The sequence below is a fragment of the Acinetobacter sp. YH12140 genome, from assembly GCF_013418475.1.
GTDB classification, from domain to species: Bacteria; Pseudomonadota; Gammaproteobacteria; order Pseudomonadales; family Moraxellaceae; genus Acinetobacter; species Acinetobacter amyesii.
The window spans coordinates 206,287-227,821 of record NZ_VPBZ01000003.1; the positions used below are offsets into that span (position 1 = coordinate 206,287).

Genomic DNA, 21,535 nt, shown 5'->3' on the forward strand with positions numbered 1-21,535 from the left:
AATAAAAATTAACTGAAGTATACCGATTTCTAAGCCGTGGAACAGTAGCTAACGCTTAGCGAATATGCACTTAATCGTACATGCCTTGGCGAATCTGTAGATCTAGATCACTTAAACGCTCAGGTGTGCCAACATCAACCCACGCAGTTTGCATTTTCTCTGCAGAAATTTTTCCATCCAACATAGCCTGTTTCAATAAAGGTGCGAGCGGACGCTTACCAGCTTCCAATCCATTAAACATATTTGGATGTATAACTGCGATCCCACTATAGGTGAGTGCCTCGCCTGCATGTTCTTGCTCAAAGGTATAACTACGCCCAGCATCCAAGATAAAATCACCCTTCGGATGTTGCGCTGGGTTAGTCACATAGACCAAGTGTGCCAAGTCATCTTTTAGCTCAATATTGAGCAAGGCTGAAAAATCGTAGGTCGTCCAAACGTCACCATTCACCAAAATAAACGGTTCTGTCCCAAGCAAAGGTAAAGCATTAATAATGCCACCGGCTGTTTCCAGACCTTCCGTTTCACGTGTCCAGCGAATATTCACACCAAACTGCGAACCATCACCCAAAGTACCAATCAGGATATCTGCAAGCCATGCAGAATTGATGATGATTTCAGTTACGCCAATTTTTTTTAACTTTTCTATATGCCAAACAATCAGTGGTTTTCCACCCACTTCAAGCAAAGGCTTTGGCTTATACAATGTTAAAGGGCGCATCCGATTTCCGAGACCCGCCGCTAAAATCATGGCTTTCATTATGCAACAACCTCATAAGTGCCGTATTTGGCTTCAAATTTCGGCAATACTTTAGCGCGAATAAATTGCATAAAAGGTTGTAATTCTGCATATGGTTTACTTTCTTCAAGTAAATACCACATCACACGAGGCAAATCTTTGAGATAACCTGACTTACCATCACGCTCAAATAAGCGCACAAAAATACCTAAAATTTTGATATGACGTTGAATCGCCATCAGGTCTGCGTCTTGTTTGAATTGCTCAAAGCTACGATCTTCTTTAGCCGATGCAGGTAACAAATCATAGAACGTCTTAAACCATGCATAAACACGATCTGCATTCCACTGCACATAAGCATCACGTGTAATAGAAATCAAATCATAAGTATCTGCACCAATCACTGCATCTTGGAAATCAATCACGCCTTGATCTTGCTCACCATCAAGTACCATCAAATTACGGCTATGAAAATCACGATGCACAACCACTTGAGGCTGAGCCAATGCAGCATTGGCTAAGATAGCAAAGGTACGTTTAATGAGTGCCGATTCTTCTGCAGTTGGCTGCACTTGTAGAGATGGCAATAACCAATCGGTTAACAGCTCCATTTCAGAAATCAGCTTTTCATAGGCATATGCAGGAAAATGAGCAGTTCCATCAATTGACTGCAATTGAATCAACTGTTTAAAACTTTGAGCATAATGTGCGTCTACGGTTTGATCATTTAACAGCGTAGACAACAAAACATCACCAAAATCTTCCAACAATAAGAAGCCTTGATCGAGGTCTTTGGCCACGATATGTGGTACACGCACGCCATGTGCATCAAAAAATTCATCAATCGACACAAAAGGACCACAATCTTCTTTTTCTGGTGGTGCATCCATGAGCATAAATGTTTTATTATTCAATTTGATTCGTGCATAACGACGGAAGCTTGCATCGCCTGCTAAGAAGTTAATTTCAAATTGATCTGAACCGAGTACAGATGAAATCCATGTTTGTATCAATTGTTCACGTTGTGTATTCATTTGCGATAAATTCTAATACAGGCTGAGTTTTTAAAGTGCTAAGTGTAGCTACTTATCAACTTTTTCTCTATGATGCGACAATAATTAATTGCGATTAAGCATACCTGGTTAATGAGACAAATGAAGCATCAGTTTAAATTTAATCCTTTAGCGACTGCGATCTTAACCCTTCTATGTGGTAGCTCGTTACCAAGCTATGCAGCACCTGTTTCAAACCCGTCCACGGATGACGATACAGAACAACTCAAACAAAGCATTTCAGAAGCTTATCCAGGGCAGCAGTTCTTCGAACAATATTATGTCGATAAATCTGCACCTGAAGCACAGATTCGTAACACCAATCAATTAAGTTCTGCGTTTTGTACAGGCACATGGATTACCCCAGTTGCTCCAACAACAAAAGCTGTTGCCCCAGAAGATGCAACCTCTACCATTACCGCAGACTATGGTCATTTTGATCCGAATGGCGATTCCATTCTTGAAGGTAATGTTCTGATTGACCAAGAAGGTCGTCAAATTCGTGCCGATCAAATCAAAATTGATAAAACCCAAACCTATGCCAATGCTTCAGGCCGCGTGCAAATGGCACAGTCTGGGCTGATTTCACAAAGTGATTCGATTGATTACAATTTAAAAACACAACAGGGTGATTTAAATAACAGCTTCTTTATTGCTGAACAGCAACATGCACATGGTCGTGCTGAAAAAATTTCACGCACTTCAACCGAAACACTCGAATTAGAAAACGCTGTTTATACCACTTGTCCACCCGATGAAAAACCGACATGGAAAATTCAAGCAGACCAAATTAAGCTGAATCAAGAAACCGGTCGTGGTGAAACCAAAGGAACAACACTTTATGTAAAAGATGTTCCTGTGATGGCTGTGCCCTATTTCAACTTCCCGATTGATGACCGTCGTACCACAGGTATTTTGACCCCAACCTTTGGTTTTACCAATGATGGCGGTATTGAACTTGCAGTTCCAGTTTATTTAAACCTTTCGCCAAACTATGATGCTACAGTAACACCACGTTATATTGCAGACCGTGGCGCAATGATGGAAGGCGAATTCCGTTATTTGACAAAAAACTTTGGTTCAGGGATGGTGTGGGGTGGTTATTTACCATCCGACCAAAAGTATGATGATCAGGATCGTAAAGACTTACATTTCCTACATAACTGGAAAATTAACGATCAATTTACAACCAATTTAGAATACAATTATGCATCTGATAAAGACTATTTCTCAGATCTCAATAATAATCCAAACTCAAAAACTGACCTAAACTTACGCCGTGCATGGGAACTCAATTATAAAAATGGTATCCCTGGCCTAAAAGCACAGCTTAAAGTTGAAGACTTCCAAACACTGGATAAAACTGTCAGTGATGAAGACCGTCCATATGCGCGCTTGCCGCAATTCCTACTGAACTACAAGAATGGTAATCCGCTCGGCTTACAGTACGAATTCAATAACGATACAGCGTATTTTAAAAAGAATCTGCGTGGCGATAATATTCCGCAAAACAATAGTGATGCGACAATGTATGAGCCAAGTGGTGCACGTATTTATAACGACTTTAGTGTGCGTTATAACTATCGTAACCCATGGTCTTTTGTAATACCAGAAGTGTCTATTCGTAACGTCAACACGATTTACGACCAAGATACCGTTGATCGTGCAAATACAAATAACAATCACTCTAGTAGTGAAAGTAAATCGGTCATTGTACCGCAATTAACTTTAGATGCGGGTCTTGTGATGGAGCGTGAAGGTCGTTATCTACAAACCTTAACGCCACGTTTCTTTTATGCGTATTCTCCATACAAAAACCAAGACGCTAACCCGAACTTTGACTCAACCACAGCGTCAATTAATTATGACCAATTGTTTAGCCCGCGTCGGTTCTATGGTAATGACCGTTTAGAAGACAACAACTTCGCATCTCTAGGCTTGAGCTATAGTTTATTTGATGATGTTGGTCTTGAGCGTTTAAAAGCTAGCGTGGGTCAAAGTTTCTATTTTGAAGACCGTCGTGTCACACTGAACAACGTCTCTGATAAATTTGATACCGAACGCCATACCGGCCCTGTCGTGAGCATTTCTAGCCAATTATCTGACAGCATCAGTGTGAATGCCAATTCAGCATGGATGGCGAATGGTGATAATGCTCAGCGTGATATTCAAATGTATTACACAGGAAATAAAGGCAATTTATACAATGTCGGTTATTTCTATCGTAAATACATTCCTAACCGCCAAGACAGCTATGACCAAGCAGTAGCATCGTTTATTCAACCTATACACAATAACTGGCGTATTATTGGTCATGCACAATATGACCTCGACAACAGTATTGCGCGTGAATATTTACTTGGTGTGAACTACGAGTCATGCTGCTGGGGTGTTTCAGTTTATGGTCGTTCGTACTATAACGATTTAGATGATGTAACATCTTCAGATGTTAAACCAAAACGTGCCATTATGGCGGAGTTCACCCTAAAAGGTTTAGGTGGCTTCAACAATAAATTAACCTCTTTGCTTGAAAACCGAGTGTTGGGTTTTAACAATATTAATCAATCTTGGACAGAACGTTAATGAAGACAAAACAGTTAAAACAAATTTTTAAAGCGTCAGCCTTGGCACTTTGCCTATCGACTTCTGTATCTGTATTTGCTGCTGCGCAACCTAAAGATGAAATTGTAGCTGTCGTTGACAATAGCGTGATTCTACGTAGTGATCTTGATCAAAGCATTGCCGAGATCACTCATCAATTTCAAGCAAAAAAACAAACCGTCCCACCGACTGAATATTTGCAGCAACAAGCTTTAGAACAGCTGATTTCGCGCCAAGCACAGCTTGAACAGGTTAAACGATATAATGTCAAAGCGGATGAAAAATCGCTCAATGAAGCCGTACTTAAAGTTGCGAAAGATGCCGGCTCTCCAAGCTTAGAAGCGTTTCAGCAAAAATTAGATGCTGTTGCACCAAATACCTATGCAGGTTTACGTGCACGTATCGCTGAAGACATCGCTTTACAACGTCTACGCCAACAGTTGGTCACTTCTCGCATTCAAATCAGTGACCAAGATGTGAAAAACTTCTTAAGCTCACCACAAGGTCAAGCTGCGTTAGGTAATCAAGTTCATGTCTTACATGTACGTGTAGCTAGCAGTGATAATGCCGTTAAAATCGCGGAAGAAATTCGTAAAGAACTTGCAGCAAGCAACGATGTAAAAGCGGTTACTAGCAAATACAGCACCAAAGACATTAAAGTTGACGGTGCCGATATGGGCTTCCGCAACTTATCTGATATTCCAGATGAACTTGCTGCACGTGTAGCACCTTTGCAAGTTGGTCAAACCACTGAACTAATTTCAGTACGTGATGGCGTTCATGTTTTAAAATTGGTCGACCGTAAAAGTGGAGAACAAAAAGCCATTGTTCCTCAATACCAAACTCGCCATATCCTGATTCAACCATCTGAGGTCGTGAGTCCTGAAAATGCCAAGCAAATGATCGACAACTTGTATAATCGCCTGCAAAAGGGTGAAGATTTTGCGGTCTTGGCTTCAACGTTCTCGAATGACACTGGTTCTGCTGCCAATGGTGGTAGTTTAGGTTGGGTTAGCCCAGGTGTGATGGTTCCAGAATTTGAAGCAATGATGAAATCAACAGCGAAAGGTGAAATCAGCAAGCCTTTTCAGTCACAGTTTGGTTGGCACATCCTTCAAGTGACCGATACACGTCAACAAGATATGACACATGAAGTACAAGAACGTATGGCCCGTCAGATTTTAGGTGAGCGTCAATTTGACACTGAACTGGACAGCTGGTTACGTGAAATTCGCAACAATGCCTATGTTGAAATTAAAGATCCTACTCTAGATCGTAAAAAGAAATAAGTGAATAAACAAAAAACCAGCTTCGGCTGGTTTTTTTATGTCGATTCTTATCATCATTCAGCACTTTAGTAATTATTACATACCCTTTGTGAAAACAATCTACTCTTTTATAGGCAAAAAAAACCTCCCATTTGGGAGGTTTTTTTAATTCAATTAACGATTGTTGTTTTCGTCGTCTTGAGCATCTTCAAATTTAGTTTCGCCATCAAAACCAGCATTTTGACCGCCGAATCCACTTTGACCACCGAAGCCACCTTGACCACCGAAGCCACCTTGAGCGCCAAAGCCACCTTGACCACCGAAGCCACCTTGGCCACCGAAGCCACCTTGACCACCGAAGCCACCTTGACCACCAAAGCCGCCTTGGCCACCAAAGCCACCTTGTTGACCGCCGAAGCCGCCTTGTTGACCACCGAAGCCGGCAGCGCCTTGAGCACCAGCAGGAGCACCAGCAGGACGTGGGTTACGTGCTGGAACAACAGTTGAAATAGCGTGTTTGTAAACCATTTGGCTTACAGTATTTTTTAATAAAACAACGTATTGGTCGAAAGATTCAATATGACCTTGTAATTTAATACCGTTGACAAGGAAGATCGACACAGGAATACGTTCTTTACGGAGAGAATTTAAGAACGGATCTTGTAAAGTTTGACCTTTAGACATGTTATAACTCCAAAAAATAATAAAAATCAGCGCAAAAGCTACCTTTACTTTTCAATTAAAAATTATCAAAAAGGTAGTCTGTAAATTTTGCTTTATCCGTAGCACTTTCGCAAGTCTTCTTGAGCCTGCTGCGCAGTTAAATATGTAGTAAATTTATGCGTTTCTTGCAAAGATCTTAACCAAGTATATTGACGTTTTGCAAGTTGTCGTGTTGCAAAAAGTGCCTTATCCTCCATTTCACGCTGTTTTTCGCTACTTTGATCACTATTTTTCAAAAAATCTAAAGCTTGACGATATCCAACTGAGCGCATAGAGGGTAAATTTTCATCTAAATCGTATTTTTCAATGAGAGCTTTCACTTCATTTAAAAATCCAATTTCCCACATTGTTTTTAGACGTTGAGCTATACGCTCATGTAATTCTAATCGGTCTGGCAATAATGCGTAATTATGAAAATTGTAACGGTATGGTACGTTTTTAGGTTGCTCAGCTTGTAACTGCGTAATGGGTTTACCTGTTAATTTAAAAACTTCGAGCGCACGAATGATTCGTTGCTTATCACTCGGTTTAAATTTTTCACCTGCCAATGGGTCTACATTGCACAGTTCTGCATATACAGCATCCCAACCTTGCGACTCAGCTTTGGCTTCAATTTCAGCACGTACAGCATAGTCTGCACTTGGTAAGTTTGAAGACAACCCTTCCAATAAAGCCTTGTAATACAACATTGTACCACCGACTAAAATCGGTGTTTTACCTCGTACATGCATATCATCAATCAGTACACACGCATCTTCCACAAAGTTCGCTGCCGAATACACTTCTAGCGGACTGATAATATCAATCAAATGATGTGGATATTTCTCCAACTCAGCTTTACTCGGCTTGGCCGTACCAATATCCATATCCTGAAAAACCAAAGCAGAATCGACTGAAATTAATTCGAATCCACCTTGCTCGTATAACTCACATGCCAAGGCGGTTTTACCGCTTGCAGTTGGTCCCATTAAGTTGATGACCGGCAATTGATTTGACATGTAAAACTACTCTCCCCGAGCAAAAAGTTTATCTAGCTGTGCCAATGGAAACGCACGCCACGTCGGACGCCCATGGTTACATTGGCTGGCAAATTCAGTTTGTTCCATCTGACGCAGTAATGCATTCATTTCAGATAGACTTAAAATACGGTGTGCGCGTACAGCACCATGACAGGCCATGCCTGCCAATATTTGATCACGCTTTTGTAGTAACCCTGCAACCTGATCACTTGGGTCTAAATCATTTAATAAATCTGGAATCAGCGCATCAAAGTCGGCTTTATGCAAAATGGCAGGAACACCTCGGACAATAACTTGCTCATCGCCATATTGGTCTATTTCTAAACCTAATCGTGCCAATTGTTCTTTGAGCTCATCGACGCGCATCGCTTGCATCCGACTGATGCTCACGACTTTAGGAATCAGCAATTGCTGTGATGTCCAAAACTCAGGTTTATCCCAAGCCGTTTTCATTTGTTGTAAAACGATGCGCTCATGCGCCGCATGCATATCAACAATGATTAAACCTTCGGTGTTTTGGGCCAAAATATAAATACCATGCAATTGCGCAATGGCAATCCCCAAAGGATGCTCATCGACTTTCTGCTGAATATGTTCAGCCAAAGAACTATCAGGATCATTTGTAGACTCAGTTTGACGTAAAGGCGCTAAATAACTTTGCAATGCATTATTGAGCTGTCTGGAACCCGCTAAATTTGATTGATATCCAGTGCTATTGTTCGACGCATTTGAATATTGCAGTGTATAAGCTTCCTGCCCTGTTAGCGCATGATTTGAAGCATATTGCACAGCAGCTGGCGAACTAAAGTCAGTGAGTCCACCTGCGATCTCTGGACTGACAAAATTTGTGCCTTGCTCTGCAACTGGCTGGGGTTGATGTAATGAAAATTGTTCCTGATGACGCGGCTGCGGAATGATATTTTCGTGTGCCTGCCCATCGAGTTTCATTGCAGATGACAATTCAGCTGTCGCAGTTTGAAATTGCGCTAAAGTCGATTTGGCAAAATGGCGGACAAACTCATGTACTTCACGTTGATTTAGAAAACGTATTTCATGCTTCGTCGGATGCACATTCACATCGATATTTTCAGGATCGACTTCCATAAACAACAAATAAGCGGCATGTTGATGCCCATGCAAAATACCGTCATAAGCCATGCGAAGTGCATGTGAAACGGTCTTGTCTTTTACGATACGTCCATTCACATATACGTATTGCATATCGGCCTGCGCACGTGCATCTGAAGGATGGCCTAACCAACCACTGAGACGCATATTGACGCTATCAGCATCTATCCAGTACGCATTTTCAGTAAATTGACGGCCTAATAATTGTTGTACCCGCTGAAAACGCAGCGCGCCACTGTCTGCAATAGGCAAGTTCAGCTTAATACTATTGTTATGCTCAAGGACAAAACGTATATCAAAATGGGTCAGTGCCAAACGACGGACAATTTCTTCGATATGTCCAAACTCAGTCCCCGGTTTTTTGAGAAACTTACGCCGTGCAGGCACATTAAAAAATAAATCTTGCACACGAATGGTGGTGCCTTGCGTCGCTGCCACAGGCTGAATTTCTTGTGAATCAAATGCAGTGCCATTTACTTCGACCTGATAGCCTACACCGTCATCATTTTGGCTACTGGTCAATGTCAAACGAGACACCGCAGCGATCGAAGCCAAGGCTTCCCCACGAAAACCTAGACTTACAATGGCATGCAAATCTTCAGCAGTTTGGATTTTACTGGTGGCATGGCGCATGACCGCCAAAGGTAGATCTTCAGGGTGAATACCCCGACCATTGTCTATAATTTCAATCAGTGTACTGCCGCCTTGTTCAATACGAACAATCAGCTCAGTCGCCCCTGCATCAATGGCATTTTCTAGTAATTCTTTGACCACAGAAGCGGGACGTTCAATCACTTCCCCTGCGGCAATTTGGTTGGCTAAAGCAGGATCAAGCGTTCGAATGCGGCGGGCACTGATTTCATTCAGCATGGTTAAATTTCTGCTCCAAAGCGTTTTGCAAAGTTTCTGAAGAAGAGCTTAAAGTCGCTGTACGAGTGCTTTCATCCGCAGACTTTTCAATATTAATAATTAAATCAGCCGCAGGGATTTCGTCGCCCCCTTTAGATGGCCATTCAAATAAAAATAGGGCGTTCGGCGTTTCTAAATAATCACGGATACCCATAAGTTCAAGCTCATAGGGGTCATTCAGACGATATAAATCAAAATGAAAAATATCTTGTCCTTGAATATTGTAAGGTTCAACCAATGTATAGGTTGGACTTTTTACCGCACCTTGATGACCCAAGTGTTGTAAAAAATAACGTGTTAACGTGGTCTTTCCTGCACCCAAGTCACCAATTAAATACGCTACACCCGTCGTAAAATGCGTCGCCAGTACGGTAGCTAAGTTTTGGGTATCGACTTCACTATTAAGTTCCAGACTGAATGAATACTGCATATTACTCACAACATGTACATAAGAATTAAATATGATAGCATCGCACCGGCTAAAATGGATATGTTCACACTATAGATTGAGCATTTTTCATGATGTGTTCTCTGCTTTATTTGCTCAGTTTTTAGATCTTTCTTCATGCATAGTTTTGAATTTACTCCCCCGATGATCAATGGTGTCAGTGCCAGCAAAGTCTTCCTTGACGGTCAACACACACAAGCCTCTACCGTTTATACATATTTGTGTGAGCAATTTCCTCATATCCAAGCAGTGGAGTGGCAACAACGATTTAAGGATGGTCTAGTCTATGCTGCAGATGGTGACGTTTTAACGATAGACAGTCCTTTTGAAGCAAATCGTCATGTTTATTATTATCGATTCTTAGCGCATGAAATCCACGTTCCCTTTGAGCATCAGATTTTATTTGAAAATGATCATTTCATCGTGGTCGATAAACCGCATTTTCTCACCATGAGTCCGACCGGTCAGTATGTACAAGAAACCTTGTTGGTTCGACTCAAAAAACAAACGCAGCTTGAACACCTGACATCGATTCATCGTTTAGATCGTGAAACTGCCGGTGTGGTTCTCTTCTCCAAATGTGTCGAAAGCCGTGGGCTATATCAACAGATGTTTGCCAAGCGGCAAGTTCAAAAAACCTATCATGCCATTGCAGCTTATCGAGATGACTTAAATTTCCCAATCACAACTCGCTATCGTATGGAAAAAGGTCAGCCATTTTATACAATGCAACTGGTAGATGGTGAGCCTAATAGTGAAACATACATTAAGCTCCTCCAGCAGCATGGAAACCATGCAAAGTATGAATTAAATCCCCATACCGGCAAGCAACACCAACTTCGTGTGCATTTAAATGCTTTGGGCATTCCAATTCAAAATGACCCCTTTTATCCAGTAGTACAACATAAGGCAGATGACGATTTCAGCCAACCTTTACAACTACTTGCGAAACAGCTTGAGTTTATCGATCCTGTGACAGAGCAGGCTTTTCAATTCAGTTCTGCCTATGAATTGACACTGTAAATCGATTGTCATTACATTAAATTGATAAAATACTGCCAAACTTTCTTGAATTTATAACAGTTTTGATTAGAATAAATGCGAAAAGTTAAGTATTTAAAAGCTTTCTAAGAATATGAGAAAAACTGAAGTCTACCAAATCCGTCTCGATTCACAGGAAAAGAAACAGGCCTTTGCCGTGTTTAAACAATTAGGCATTACACCTGCACAGGCTGTACGACTATTCTTTAAACAAGTTGTTTTAACCAAATCGATCCCCTTCTCTATTGAAAACCAAAATATCAATATTGAACAATTGATTAAGTTACGCAAATTAAAACAACAAGAAGCCCAAGCTATTTCAACCATTGAAATTAGCCCTGCTGAATTAGAAATTTTAAATAATGATCTATTATTAGATGATGATCATCTCGACTTGTTTGAAGAACTCAATGCAATTTTGGGTGAAGGTGACAAAACTTAACACTGTCGCATTTATAAACAATTTATAAATCAACCAATTTCGAAATTTCGATATGCTTCATGCAAGACTGATAAAAATAGCATGGAGTATAGAAAAAATGATCGTTCGACGCGCAACAGAAGCAGACCTTCATCCACTTGCTGTTTTATTTGATGAATATCGCCAATTTTATGGCACCTCTTCTAATCTTGATATCTCATATAAATTTCTAAGACAACGTTTTGAAAATAATGAAAGCGTAATTTTTATTTGCTTAAAAGATGATGTGATTACTGGGTTTATCTTACTGTATTTAGGCTTTTCATCTGTAGCTTGTTCAACCTACTATATTTTAGATGATGTCTATGTCAGCCCTGTATATCGTCGTCAAGGTTCAGCCAAACAATTGATCGATACTGCAGTTCTCTTTGCTCAACATGAAGGCGCGCTTCGAATCAGCCTCGAAACTCAAAAAAATAACTATCACTCGCATCAGCTCTATGAATCGATGGGCTTCATTAAAGATGATGAATTTCAAACCTATCATTACTTTATTCGTTAATGCCTTGCTCTACATTAAATACACAATCAACGCATATTAGAAACGCATCTTTAAATCAATAATTAGCAGACATATTTAGGGGCTTTAATACCACACATTCATCCTTTGAATGATGACATATCAAAGCCCAGTACACATTACTATGCAGTGATATTTTCACGAAATTTCGATTGTTCAATTTGCACCGCATTCAAATAGACCCACTCACCCTCAGCGAGATCATCAAGCTTTAATTGTCCAATTTGAGCACGATGTAAAGTTTCAACTTTATTACCGACAGCCGCCAACATCCGCTTCACTTGATGATATACCCCTTGATGGACAGTCATTTGTAATTGATGTGAAGCCAATAGCTGTACATCGGTTGCAGCGAAGATGCCTTTTTCGTTTCGAAGCTCCACTCCTTGTTCTAATTGTTGTATTTGCTCAGGTGTCACAGGATCTGCGGTATGCATCGAATACACTTTGGCAACATGCTTTTTAGGGTGTGTAAGCGCTTGTAGATATTGACCATCATCCGTGAGCAGCAACAGTCCAGTGGTGTCTTGATCCAGTCGCCCGACGCATTGCAGACCACGATTTAACAGCACATCATCAAATAATTCAAAAACACTAAAATGATGGGTTGCCTGATGCGAACATTCATAACCTTGGGGTTTATTTAACGCAATATATATATGCTCACGATAGACATAGTCCTGACCATATACACTATAAGTTAAATCATTTAAGTCTAGTTTTTGCTTTGGATTATCTACAATCTCACCGTGTATTTCGACCACACCATTTTTAATCAACTGTTGACAATATTTACGCGAACCAAAACCTTGTGATTGCAGCATTTTTTCCAAAACCATAGAACAACCTAATAAACACCATATATTGCTATTTTATACTGAACAACGAGCCAACTTGCAGGAAAAATAGCGGAAATGATCTTGAACGCCAGTTTTTAATGTTTCTGCGCTACACTATTGATTATTTATTGAAGTTTCTCACGAATATCCTATGTCTCAGTTGGATTTAAATCTGATCGTGTTATTGGTGTTATTGGCTTGTGGCATCTTTAGCCACAATACAGCGATCACCATAGCAGCAGGTGTCTTGATTGTTTTCCGCATCACGCCTTTAAGTGAATTTTTCCCCTATCTGCAACAATATGGCTTAAACATTGGCATTATTATTTTAACCATTGGCGTACTCACGCCGATCGCTAGCGGAAAAATACCCGGTGATTCGATTTTAAAATCCTTTTTAAGTTGGAAATCCCTCGTCGCAATCGCCATTGGCATCTTTGTCGCATGGCTAGGCGGACGTGGTGTCAAACTGATGTCCAATCAGCCAGATGTGGTTGCCGGACTATTAATTGGGACAGTCGCAGGTGTTGCCATGCTGCGTGGTGTACCTGTCGGCCCACTCATTGCAGCAGGCATCTTGTCGCTACTGATTGGGATTAAACAATAAGGCCGTTGCTGACATAGCGGTTTAACAAAATTTTAATTTGAGCCATGCTGCATTTGAAATAAACGTCGACTAAGCATGATTCCAACGAATGATAATGCTGACATCAAGATCCCCGCCCAAAACCACGCTCCAGTTTGTGAAACTACGGTGGCAATCACAGGTGGCAGAACAAATTGGGAAATGGCAGAGCATTGTAAAATCATGCCGATCGTCGTACTAATTGCCGCAGGATAAGGTGCAAAATGCAGTGATTGCGCAAAGACCGTCGCAGCAACCAAGCCTCCAAAAAGCGAAAAACTAAACACCGTTAAATATTGCAGTAAAAAAGGTAACGCATCTTTAGAGAGATAAAACCCTAAGGAGCAAATGATCAAAACAGCAAAACCCAGTTGGACTAAAGTTTTAGCTTGAAAACCACGCTGCAATAGCAGTCCACACCCCCATGTGCCCACAGCATTCGCAACGGCAACACTGGCTGTTAAAGCACCCGCCAGTTCTGCTGAAATTTGGTTTTGGGCATAAATCATCGGTAAGAAGCCCACCAATGCAAACCACTGCCCTGCATATGTCCCAAAAATGAGCGCCAAAAGCCATGCTGCAGGATGTTTCAGAGTATCCCGAATGAGACCAACAATAGGTGTTGTATTCAGCGCCACATTAGGCTGAGGAATAAACATAGCGATACAGAGTAGTAATGCTGCAGTAATCATAGCGAAACTGAGCCAAACCACACTCCAACCATATTGAGCAATTAGAAATGGCGCAACCAATAAGGCTATGCCCATACCTCCGCCCATATAAGCACTCCACAGTCCCATCTTTGCGCTGATGTGCTGTAGCGGTACAAGCTGACGGATAAATGCAGGCCCTGTGAGTGTCACCAATAAGAAGCCAAATCCTTCTATGACACGCAGTAGCAATAAGACATCAAAGCTTTGTGCAAAGCTCCCCCATGCACTTGCTATCGTCAATAGACTTAAGCCCAATAAGATACACAGTTTAAATCCAATTTTTTGGATATAACTACCAATCAACAATGCAAAGCACATTCCTGCGCCCTGTACCAATGAAAGCAATAAACCAGACTGAATAAAGCTAATACCAAGTTGCTGCTGTAATACAGGTATCGCGGGCGGTAATTTCCCGATATGCATTGCAGCAATAAAACCTGCCGCAATAATGAATAAATCTTTTGACATCCCTTTCATTGAATTGTCATGCTCTTTTCGCCATGCAATAGTGCACAGCTTAACAATTCAAAATATTATTTTGAGTCAAAAAACAAATGACCTTAGATGATTTTTCAATTATTTAATCATCTTGCACCGTCACATGCTAAGCGCACTTTGATTTAAATTAAACAACGATACTTAGTCATGTCATCTGCAATTGTTTGAGACAACACGTATTCCCATCAAAAATGTTTTTTCTGATACTTTCAATAATTTGGCGGTAGTGAAGGAATTCACCTGCATAACTATGAGTGAATTATTTCAGCAGTGAGATATTTAGGCAGTGAGTTATTCAGGATTGATTTGTTTCCGTTCACGCTTATTGGCGTACATTTTTAAATCAGCCATTTCGACCAATTGATCGATAGATTGAGCATCTTCTGGAAATAAAGCCATGCCTATACTGGCACCAATTTTCAAGCTCATTTGCTCAAATGCAAACGGCAGTCCGCAACTTTCTGCGATTCGATTCATCGCCGTTTGTGCACGTTCTAGGTTGGCAATATTGGTTAAGATCACAGCAAATTCATCACCACCCAAGCGTGCAACCAAGTCATCTTGACGTGTTTCACGCAAAATGCGCTGTGCAATTTCTTTCAGTGCAGCATCCCCAATGCGATGTCCAAACTGATCATTAATCGGCTTCAGACCATCCATATCAATCATCAAGATACCCAGTACTTTTTTCTGCGCACGTGCTTTTTCTATCCCTTGGCGTAAAAAGTCGACAAACAAAGCCCGATTGGCTAAGCCTGTTAAGCTATCTTGAGTCGCCAATTTATATAACTCTGTCGCACCGAAACGTGTCGCATGGTACATCGCCGCAGCGATCAACTCAGACATCAAACTCAATATATGTAAATCAGCTTCCTGAAAGGCATCGACTTGATCAGAGTAAATCTTTAAAACACCGACACCTTCATCACAGTGAATCAATGGCACTACTGCCATCGAACGCAATCCAACACGTTGACATGCCACGCGATCTACCCGTGCATCTTTTTCCGAATCTTGGCAATACAGTGTTTGTTTTTGTGCAATACATAGACCTGATAAGCTGTTTTCAATATGTAGTCTTAAACCTAGTAAATGGCTCGCCCCACCAGACACTGCACGATAGACCATATCACCATCTTCAGCCAACTCTACAACTGCACCTTTAGCATGTGTAATCTGCTGCGCCTGTTCTGCGACCACGGTCATCACTGCATTTAGATCTAAACCCAGTTTGGCAATAGCTGTCTGCGTTTGAATCACAGACATGAGTTGAGTTGGTGAGGGTTCTATAGTATTCGGCATGATTGAGTTCAAACAGTGTTCAGTATGAGATACAGCTCAATTCTAAAAATTATTCATCCACTTGTATAGCAATCTTAAAGTGATTTCTGTTCATTCAAGCACTTTAGATACAACTCTTTCAAATACTGCTCTTAAAAAAAAGCACTCAAGGAAAAAACAGAGCAAGCAGAATCATCGATAAATATTTCGAAGGTTAGGGAAAGTCATGATGTATGGATGACCCACGTATTTTACGACTCTCCCCTCAATATTATTTCAAGGCGTAAATTTCACTCTGCATCCATTCTCCGCCTTCCAATTGCACATCGACAGCCACACGTTGATATTCAGCCCCTTCAAATTCATCTAAAGCCGCCCAATGTGCGGCTAAGTTTTCAGAGATAAAAATATAGCCTTCAATGGCTTGACCTGCCTCCGATAAACGAATACCCGGACTGCCCATCGCCGCACCCCAGCCTTTATGTTCTAATTCACCCCAAACTACACCTTTCTTCCACTCGCCACCAATACGCTCCATCACGTGTGCATTGGGCTGACCTAGACGTCATGTCCCGTATACAAAAAGACTCTGAGTCATAGCTCCTCCTTAGTTGGAATAATATTGATTGCGTTTTTGTGAGAATTTGGCCAACTGTTTTAGGAAGCCTTCAAAATAGCTTTTTTCAGCCTCTTCGGTACGATAACCGGCGTACAATGTCCGTCTTAAACCTTCAGGTGAAACACAATCTAAACGTCGAGAGGTCACCCAACCTTTTTGTTCATATTCATTTACCACCCAATCTGGTAATGCCGCAATACCACGACCACTTGCAACCAACTGAATCAGCATCTGGGTCAAATCTGTAGTACGGACGTGTTTAGGCTGAATATTGGCCGGTAAAAATAATTTTGCCATGATATCTAAACGATGTTTATCGACCGGATAGGTAATCAGCGTTTCTTCTGCTAATTCTTGAACAGTCACATTTGTCGCACGAACCAATGGATGTGTATTCGACAATACCAAACGAGACTCATATTCAAAGATTGGGAAATATTCCACACCTTTTAAATTAATCGGATCTGCCGTAATCAGAAGATCAAACTCGCCCGTTTGTAATAGTTCATGCGGATTGGCTTCAAAGCCAGAAGCAAAGTCCAAATCTACATCGGGGTATTGCTGACGGTAGACATTCAATAACGGCATCAGCCAGTCAAAGCAACTATGACATTCTGAAGAAAAAATAATTCGGCCAGTTTGACCATGCACAATACGTGTAATGTCCGATTGCGCAATTTGAACTTGCGGCAAAATGTCATCGGCAAGGCGTAGTAAACGTTGCCCCACATTCGAAAAGGTCACAGGACGTGTGCGTCGGTTTACCACCTCAACCCCATACCAATGATCGAGTTCTTTCAACTGGTGTGAAAGTGCAGAAGGCGTTAAACACAGATCATTAGATGCAGCGACCAAAGAACCGTGTTCTCTGAGTGCCAATAAGGTTTTGAGATGGCGTAATTCCAACATGATTGTTCTCAACTAAACTTGGGAGCAACTTTGCAATCGAATAGTTTTCGCAAAGCATTAATGAATTATACTCATCTTATCATTATTTTATTAAGTTTTATTCATTTAAAGTTTTATTTGGAACTTTAACCACCAATTCATCGTTTATAAGCAGATGCAAAGGATGAAAATAAACACGATGCCCCTTATTAAAAAAGCCAGATTGATCAATCTGGCTTTAAATGCATGTAATCCAAAGAATGTGTTATTCCACAAATAATAAAGCCAAACGAACTTGGTCATAACCCATGCGTGGACTGGTCAACTCCACAATTGGGCGCAGCTTAACCGTGCCGTCATCATTATAATGTGCTGGGTCTTGTCGCTTCGCCAAGCGTTTATAGATTTTACGCACCTGTTCAACCACGTCTTCTCCCGGATGTGCCACCGAGATATCCAAGCCTTGCTCTTTTTGCAGACGAGCCAAATGATTAATAATCGTAGCTGGCGTTAAACCACGCTCCACTGCAATATCTTGAATTTCATAACCTTCCTCAAACAACTCCCGAGTTTGATCTAAAGTCGCTGTGGCAAAGCTTTGTTTTGCTCCAGTTTTGGCAATTTTCTTTTCATTGCGCTCGATTTCCACTTCATTCAGTGTTCCGCCACAATGGCGAATAAAGGCTTTGTGTTGTACTGTTAAATCAACCTCTGCAAAATTGGTTTCCGCTTCGTCAGAGAGTTCCTGAAAACGTCGATCAGCTTTAATGGCCAAACTGTCGAGTTCTAAGGCTTGTTCATTAAAACCAAGTAAACGCAAACCATCTAATGTTTTTAAACGCGATAATGCCACATAACCCTGACCTTTCTCAAAAGTATGCGTCAAGTTAATTTCAGCCGCTGCAAGGGTCATCCCTTGAGATTTGTGAATGGTAATCGCCCAAGCCAAACGCAGTGGAATTTGTTGGAAACTGGCAATGGTTTTACCATCATCATTATCGATAGACCATGTTTCAGGTTCTACCACCAAGGTCGTGCCATCAGTGAGTTTTACTTTAGGCAAGATGCCATATTCATCATCTTCTTCAAAACCTATCACTTCACCGAGGCTGCCATTGATATAGCCCACGTCAAAGTTGTTTTTTACAAACATCACTTTGGCATTTTTCTTTAAGGTCAAAGTTTCCGGCGCACGCACTGAAGATTTTAAGGTTTCGATCAGTTTGTCATTACCATCGCATTGAGCATCAAACTGGCGAGATTCCTGTTCAATTTCATTTAGATGTTTATAGTTAATACTATCTACATCCATATTATGGGTATACAAGCGCGTAAAGGTTTCACCTATATTTTGTGAACTTGTCTGCCTTAAAGCATGCAAATGATCGCCCGTAATTTGCTGAGCACGAATCGCATTTAGAATATCATTGAGATAGTCATTACCCTGACGATGTTGTTCGGTCAAATAACACACGCGAAACTTCGCTTCTACCCATGCCTCAGACATAAAGCAAAACTTGTCACGGTTTAATTCACCTTTGCGTCCCACAGGGGGTAACTGGAAGAAGTCACCTGCAACAATGACTTGAATCCCCCCAAAAGCATCTTCACTGTCTTTAAAAAATTTTAAAACTTTATTCACCAAGTTTAATTGCTTGGCATGCAACATCGAAATTTCATCGATGATTAAAACTTGGGCATTTTCCAAATGCTCTTTTAAATATTTACGTTCTTTTAAGCGCTTTAACTCATCTTCGGAAATCGCATCTTTAATCCCAATCCCTGCCCATGTATGAATTGTCATACCATTCATATGGGTTGCAGCAATCCCTGTAGAAGCCGTAATTGCCACCGGTACTTTGCGCGCTTTTAGATAATTGATGTACTGATTTAAAGTATAAGTTTTACCTGCACCAGCCGAACCTGTTAAAAACACATTTTCGCCTGCTTTGAGCAGCTTGAGTGCAGTTTCTTGTTTCATAAGACCTATACCGTAAAAGAACGGCTATAGCCTAACGATTTTTGACTCAAAAGTTAAGCGCACAACATAGTTTACTAAATCCGTATTTTGCCAATCTTACTTTAAGCTATTGAACCTATTTAAAAATTCTTTGGCGATATTTACTTTTTCTATTTCTGCTTGGGTATTATTTGAATACTCAAGTTGATCAAAAACCAAAATGTGGTTTTGCACATGACAGCCCAAAGTCATCGATACATGCAAAATGGGATGGTACATATGAAAAGCTACATATACTCTTGCAATGATACTGGCGCTATAACTTGATGCCAAACAATGTTTAAACTGAATAGATTCATCAATAATTCGATCGATGGTTTTTAATTCTTCAAAGACCCACTCTTGAAAATATATTTTGTCTTCTGTTGTAAATGGCTGCCAGACTGTTGTCTCAAATTTACGCTTTAATTGAGTTAACACTTCTTGCTTTTGTTGCTTGGCATGCCAATGCATCGCCTGATGAAAGACCCCATTCCAGGTAATATTTTTAGGGACTGTATCACCTGTAGAATAAGTCGCACTAACATAGTCACGCACATAGGCATCAAATACAGATACTCTTAAATTAGCATGCTTTAAATAAAATAAATTTCGAAAATCCTGCAGTTGAATTTTATGCAGTCGTAACATACTTAAAAACTGGCGATTTTCTTGGGTTTCTAGACGGATATAATCCATCAAAGCCTGCGGTAAATGCTGTGTACAACGTAATAAATGCTGCAGATAGGCCTGCATAATACGGCTCAAAGGTAGATAGACTTTTTTTATGGCCTGATCCTCCGCGCCTAATACCTGTCGCATTAAGATCAACCACTCATCTAAATACAAAATTGATGGGCTGATGACAACACGGTGATCATCATGTTGTTGATATTTTCGTTGTAAAACAAACTGTAGATTTTTTTCATGATTAAACCAATCATGTTCATGCGCAATCGTATGACAATTTTGAATAAATAAGCGCGCTGCAACAAATTGAAAATGTTGTAAGGTTGTAAGAATCAATGCGGGATGAATATGCTGCGTATCGACAAAACTTAATGCCGTCACAGCCACTCGTACATTACTGTGTTGAAAATTACGACTCAGCCAATCCAACACTTCGACTGACTGCTTGAACATCCATCGCACTGCACGGTTGTTATCGAGTAAAGGGAGTTTTCCACATTTTTTTTGCCAAATTGCTGTAGCTTGCACAAAATTACTGTGGCTTAATATGTCCTGCTCTGCCCAAACATCCCGATGCATCAAACGAATAAAACCCAACAAATTGGGACGCTCATATGCATGGTCGAGCAACAAAATAATATCTTCTATATGTTCATTTAATTCTTGTAAATTGAACCGATCTTCATAACTCAAACTCATGATCCGGTAAATCGTTGGATCTAAAAATTGTGCTGTAGCAAAACAAATCTCGTCCAAACTATCCATCAAGAGCTGTATCGGCAATATTTCAGCTTCTGTAAGTGAATGAAGCGCAAACATCTGCTCAATCTTTTGCACCAACCAATGGGGTAGACAGATTTGGCATTCGATATACGTTTGTAATAGCGGTGTCTGATAAATCTGCTGCTCTTGCATCAACTGATCAAAAATTTGCGCTTCAACTGCTGTCATCTGTGCTAAAAACTGCTGAACACGCGCTGGCCCATTTAGATGTAGAAAAACCGACTGTAAGATCAATTGTCTAAATTGCTGTGCTTTTTCTCTGAGCAAGAGTGAATGTTGCGGCTTTAGGTCGCCAGTAAAAAAATATAATTCATGAAATAAGAAATCTTCTACTACTTCAATACATGGCACTGTCGTATGCAATTCAGCAATTTTGATGGGTCTAAATGGACTTCTAGGAAACTGATAGCCAATCGATTCACGGCTTTGTAGCTGTAAGGTCCACAGTCCATTACACAGTTGAATGCGGTGCAGCTCTTGCTCAATTTTAAAGATATTTTGTGAATTGAGTGCTGTAGCAAGATCCATTTGCTCTTGATACAACTGCTTTAAACTTGGAGATATTCGAATAAGTTGCCGAGCAATATGCTCTAGCTGCGGGGTCAAGCTTGTCTTTTCCATCTTCCGCCCTAACGATTGTTGATTATTTTTCAACCTTCACTATAGTCAAA

At 40.7% G+C, this 21,535-nt stretch carries 19 protein-coding genes; 6 read left to right on the forward strand and 13 right to left on the reverse strand.

What is annotated here, in order from left to right; all coding sequences use genetic code 11:
• Positions 1-70 precede the first annotated feature (70 nt).
• Both murU and FTU75_RS04715 read right to left on the reverse strand, forming a co-directional pair.
• On the reverse strand, positions 71-760 hold the full coding sequence (murU, locus tag FTU75_RS04710; protein WP_180115266.1) for an N-acetylmuramate alpha-1-phosphate uridylyltransferase MurU: 690 nt from the start codon (positions 758-760) through the stop codon (positions 71-73).
• Positions 760-1,773 carry an aminoglycoside phosphotransferase family protein gene (locus tag FTU75_RS04715; protein WP_180115267.1) on the reverse strand — a complete coding sequence of 338 codons (1,014 nt, stop codon included), beginning with the start codon at positions 1,771-1,773 and terminating at the stop codon, positions 760-762. Before FTU75_RS04715 ends, murU begins: the two co-directional genes overlap by 1 nt.
• Before the next feature lie 120 nt (positions 1,774-1,893).
• On the opposite strand from FTU75_RS04715, the gene FTU75_RS04720 reads away from it, so the two are divergent.
• Together FTU75_RS04720 and FTU75_RS04725 are read left to right on the forward strand one after the other, a co-directional pair.
• Positions 1,894-4,374 carry an LPS-assembly protein LptD gene (locus FTU75_RS04720; protein WP_180115268.1) on the forward strand — a complete coding sequence of 827 codons (2,481 nt, stop codon included), beginning with the start codon at positions 1,894-1,896 and terminating at the stop codon, positions 4,372-4,374.
• The gene (locus FTU75_RS04725; RefSeq protein ID WP_180115269.1) at positions 4,374-5,681 is read left to right on the forward strand and encodes a peptidylprolyl isomerase; all 1,308 of its coding nucleotides are present in this window, start codon (positions 4,374-4,376) and stop codon (positions 5,679-5,681) included. Before FTU75_RS04720 ends, FTU75_RS04725 begins: the two co-directional genes overlap by 1 nt.
• 153 nt (positions 5,682-5,834) lie before the next feature.
• Here FTU75_RS04725 and hfq read toward each other — a convergent pair whose 3' ends face one another.
• The 4 genes from hfq to tsaE all read right to left on the reverse strand — a co-directional run bounded on the left by hfq (position 5,835) and on the right by tsaE (position 9,869).
• A complete protein-coding gene (hfq, locus tag FTU75_RS04730; protein ID WP_180023922.1) occupies positions 5,835-6,344 on the reverse strand; it encodes an RNA chaperone Hfq in 510 nt (169 codons plus the stop codon).
• A 92-nt stretch (positions 6,345-6,436) separates the two neighbouring features.
• Positions 6,437-7,381, reverse strand: a complete 945-nt coding sequence (gene miaA / locus FTU75_RS04735) for a tRNA (adenosine(37)-N6)-dimethylallyltransferase MiaA (RefSeq protein WP_180034682.1) — start codon at positions 7,379-7,381, stop codon at positions 6,437-6,439.
• A gap of 6 nt (positions 7,382-7,387) precedes the next feature.
• Positions 7,388-9,400, reverse strand: a complete 2,013-nt coding sequence (mutL, locus tag FTU75_RS04740) for a DNA mismatch repair endonuclease MutL (RefSeq protein ID WP_180115270.1) — start codon at positions 9,398-9,400, stop codon at positions 7,388-7,390.
• On the reverse strand, positions 9,390-9,869 hold the full coding sequence (gene tsaE / locus FTU75_RS04745) for a tRNA (adenosine(37)-N6)-threonylcarbamoyltransferase complex ATPase subunit type 1 TsaE (RefSeq protein ID WP_180022517.1): 480 nt from the start codon (positions 9,867-9,869) through the stop codon (positions 9,390-9,392). Before tsaE ends, mutL begins: the two co-directional genes overlap by 11 nt.
• 135 nt (positions 9,870-10,004) lie before the next feature.
• Here tsaE and FTU75_RS04750 point away from each other — a divergent pair, with 135 nt between their 5' ends.
• From FTU75_RS04750 to FTU75_RS04760, 3 genes are all read left to right on the forward strand, one after another.
• Positions 10,005-10,910 (forward strand): pseudouridine synthase, encoded by a 906-nt coding sequence (locus FTU75_RS04750; RefSeq protein ID WP_180115271.1) that lies wholly within the window; start codon positions 10,005-10,007, stop codon positions 10,908-10,910.
• 112 nt (positions 10,911-11,022) lie between these two features.
• On the forward strand, positions 11,023-11,370 hold the full coding sequence (locus tag FTU75_RS04755; protein ID WP_180115272.1) for a type II toxin-antitoxin system RelB/DinJ family antitoxin: 348 nt from the start codon (positions 11,023-11,025) through the stop codon (positions 11,368-11,370).
• 97 nt (positions 11,371-11,467) lie between these two features.
• A complete protein-coding gene (locus FTU75_RS04760; RefSeq protein ID WP_168378877.1) occupies positions 11,468-11,911 on the forward strand; it encodes a GNAT family N-acetyltransferase in 444 nt (147 codons plus the stop codon).
• 140 nt (positions 11,912-12,051) lie between these two features.
• Here FTU75_RS04760 and FTU75_RS04765 read toward each other — a convergent pair whose 3' ends face one another.
• Complete coding sequence (locus FTU75_RS04765; RefSeq protein ID WP_180115273.1) at positions 12,052-12,768, reverse strand: pseudouridine synthase; 717 nt, start codon at positions 12,766-12,768, stop codon at positions 12,052-12,054.
• A gap of 151 nt (positions 12,769-12,919) precedes the next feature.
• On the opposite strand from FTU75_RS04765, the gene FTU75_RS04770 reads away from it, so the two are divergent.
• Positions 12,920-13,375, forward strand: a complete 456-nt coding sequence (locus FTU75_RS04770; protein ID WP_111885075.1) for a DUF441 domain-containing protein — start codon at positions 12,920-12,922, stop codon at positions 13,373-13,375.
• Positions 13,376-13,407: 32 nt separating this feature from the next.
• Here the strand turns inward: FTU75_RS04770 and FTU75_RS04775 are convergent, their stop codons facing one another.
• The 6 genes from FTU75_RS04775 to FTU75_RS04800 all read right to left on the reverse strand — a co-directional run bounded on the left by FTU75_RS04775 (position 13,408) and on the right by FTU75_RS04800 (position 21,485).
• Positions 13,408-14,574, reverse strand: a complete 1,167-nt coding sequence (locus FTU75_RS04775) for a CynX/NimT family MFS transporter (protein WP_257223710.1) — start codon at positions 14,572-14,574, stop codon at positions 13,408-13,410.
• Between the two features lie 321 nt (positions 14,575-14,895).
• Positions 14,896-15,906 carry a sensor domain-containing diguanylate cyclase gene (locus tag FTU75_RS04780; RefSeq protein ID WP_180115275.1) on the reverse strand — a complete coding sequence of 337 codons (1,011 nt, stop codon included), beginning with the start codon at positions 15,904-15,906 and terminating at the stop codon, positions 14,896-14,898.
• A gap of 250 nt (positions 15,907-16,156) precedes the next feature.
• Complete coding sequence (locus tag FTU75_RS04785) at positions 16,157-16,423, reverse strand: gamma-glutamylcyclotransferase family protein (protein WP_257223711.1); 267 nt, start codon at positions 16,421-16,423, stop codon at positions 16,157-16,159.
• Between the two features lie 69 nt (positions 16,424-16,492).
• A complete protein-coding gene (locus FTU75_RS04790; RefSeq protein WP_078189020.1) occupies positions 16,493-17,413 on the reverse strand; it encodes a LysR family transcriptional regulator in 921 nt (306 codons plus the stop codon).
• A 244-nt stretch (positions 17,414-17,657) separates the two neighbouring features.
• Positions 17,658-19,373: an AAA family ATPase gene (locus FTU75_RS04795; protein WP_180115276.1), complete on the reverse strand. Its 1,716-nt coding sequence runs from the start codon at positions 19,371-19,373 to the stop codon at positions 17,658-17,660.
• 96 nt (positions 19,374-19,469) lie between these two features.
• The gene (locus tag FTU75_RS04800) at positions 19,470-21,485 is read right to left on the reverse strand and encodes a hypothetical protein (RefSeq protein ID WP_180115277.1); all 2,016 of its coding nucleotides are present in this window, start codon (positions 21,483-21,485) and stop codon (positions 19,470-19,472) included.
• Between the last annotated feature and the right edge of the window lie 50 nt (positions 21,486-21,535).

Excerpts from the sequence above, each read along its gene's own strand:
- FTU75_RS04790 (WP_078189020.1), bottom strand. The coding sequence starts at position 17,413 with ATGTTGGAATTACGCCATCTCAAAACCTTATTGGCACTCAGAGAACAC.
- tsaE (WP_180022517.1), bottom strand. The coding sequence starts at position 9,869 with ATGCAGTATTCATTCAGTCTGGAACTTAATAGTGAAGTCGATACCCAA.
- FTU75_RS04750 (WP_180115271.1), top strand. The coding sequence starts at position 10,005 with ATGCATAGTTTTGAATTTACTCCCCCGATGATCAATGGTGTCAGTGCC.
- FTU75_RS04775 (WP_257223710.1), bottom strand. The coding sequence starts at position 14,574 with ATGTCAAAAGATTTATTCATTATTGCGGCAGGTTTTATTGCTGCAATG.
- murU (WP_180115266.1), bottom strand. The coding sequence starts at position 760 with ATGAAAGCCATGATTTTAGCGGCGGGTCTCGGAAATCGGATGCGCCCT.
- FTU75_RS04770 (WP_111885075.1), top strand. The coding sequence starts at position 12,920 with ATGTCTCAGTTGGATTTAAATCTGATCGTGTTATTGGTGTTATTGGCT.
- FTU75_RS04725 (WP_180115269.1), top strand. The coding sequence starts at position 4,374 with ATGAAGACAAAACAGTTAAAACAAATTTTTAAAGCGTCAGCCTTGGCA.
- hfq (WP_180023922.1), bottom strand. The coding sequence starts at position 6,344 with ATGTCTAAAGGTCAAACTTTACAAGATCCGTTCTTAAATTCTCTCCGT.
- FTU75_RS04780 (WP_180115275.1), bottom strand. The coding sequence starts at position 15,906 with ATGCCGAATACTATAGAACCCTCACCAACTCAACTCATGTCTGTGATT.
- FTU75_RS04760 (WP_168378877.1), top strand. The coding sequence starts at position 11,468 with ATGATCGTTCGACGCGCAACAGAAGCAGACCTTCATCCACTTGCTGTT.
- FTU75_RS04785 (WP_257223711.1), bottom strand. The coding sequence starts at position 16,423 with ATGGAGCGTATTGGTGGCGAGTGGAAGAAAGGTGTAGTTTGGGGTGAA.
- miaA (WP_180034682.1), bottom strand. The coding sequence starts at position 7,381 with ATGTCAAATCAATTGCCGGTCATCAACTTAATGGGACCAACTGCAAGC.
- FTU75_RS04795 (WP_180115276.1), bottom strand. The coding sequence starts at position 19,373 with ATGAAACAAGAAACTGCACTCAAGCTGCTCAAAGCAGGCGAAAATGTG.
- FTU75_RS04800 (WP_180115277.1), bottom strand. The coding sequence starts at position 21,485 with ATGGAAAAGACAAGCTTGACCCCGCAGCTAGAGCATATTGCTCGGCAA.
- FTU75_RS04765 (WP_180115273.1), bottom strand. The coding sequence starts at position 12,768 with ATGGTTTTGGAAAAAATGCTGCAATCACAAGGTTTTGGTTCGCGTAAA.
- FTU75_RS04715 (WP_180115267.1), bottom strand. The coding sequence starts at position 1,773 with ATGAATACACAACGTGAACAATTGATACAAACATGGATTTCATCTGTA.
- FTU75_RS04755 (WP_180115272.1), top strand. The coding sequence starts at position 11,023 with ATGAGAAAAACTGAAGTCTACCAAATCCGTCTCGATTCACAGGAAAAG.
- mutL (WP_180115270.1), bottom strand. The coding sequence starts at position 9,400 with ATGCTGAATGAAATCAGTGCCCGCCGCATTCGAACGCTTGATCCTGCT.
- FTU75_RS04720 (WP_180115268.1), top strand. The coding sequence starts at position 1,894 with ATGAAGCATCAGTTTAAATTTAATCCTTTAGCGACTGCGATCTTAACC.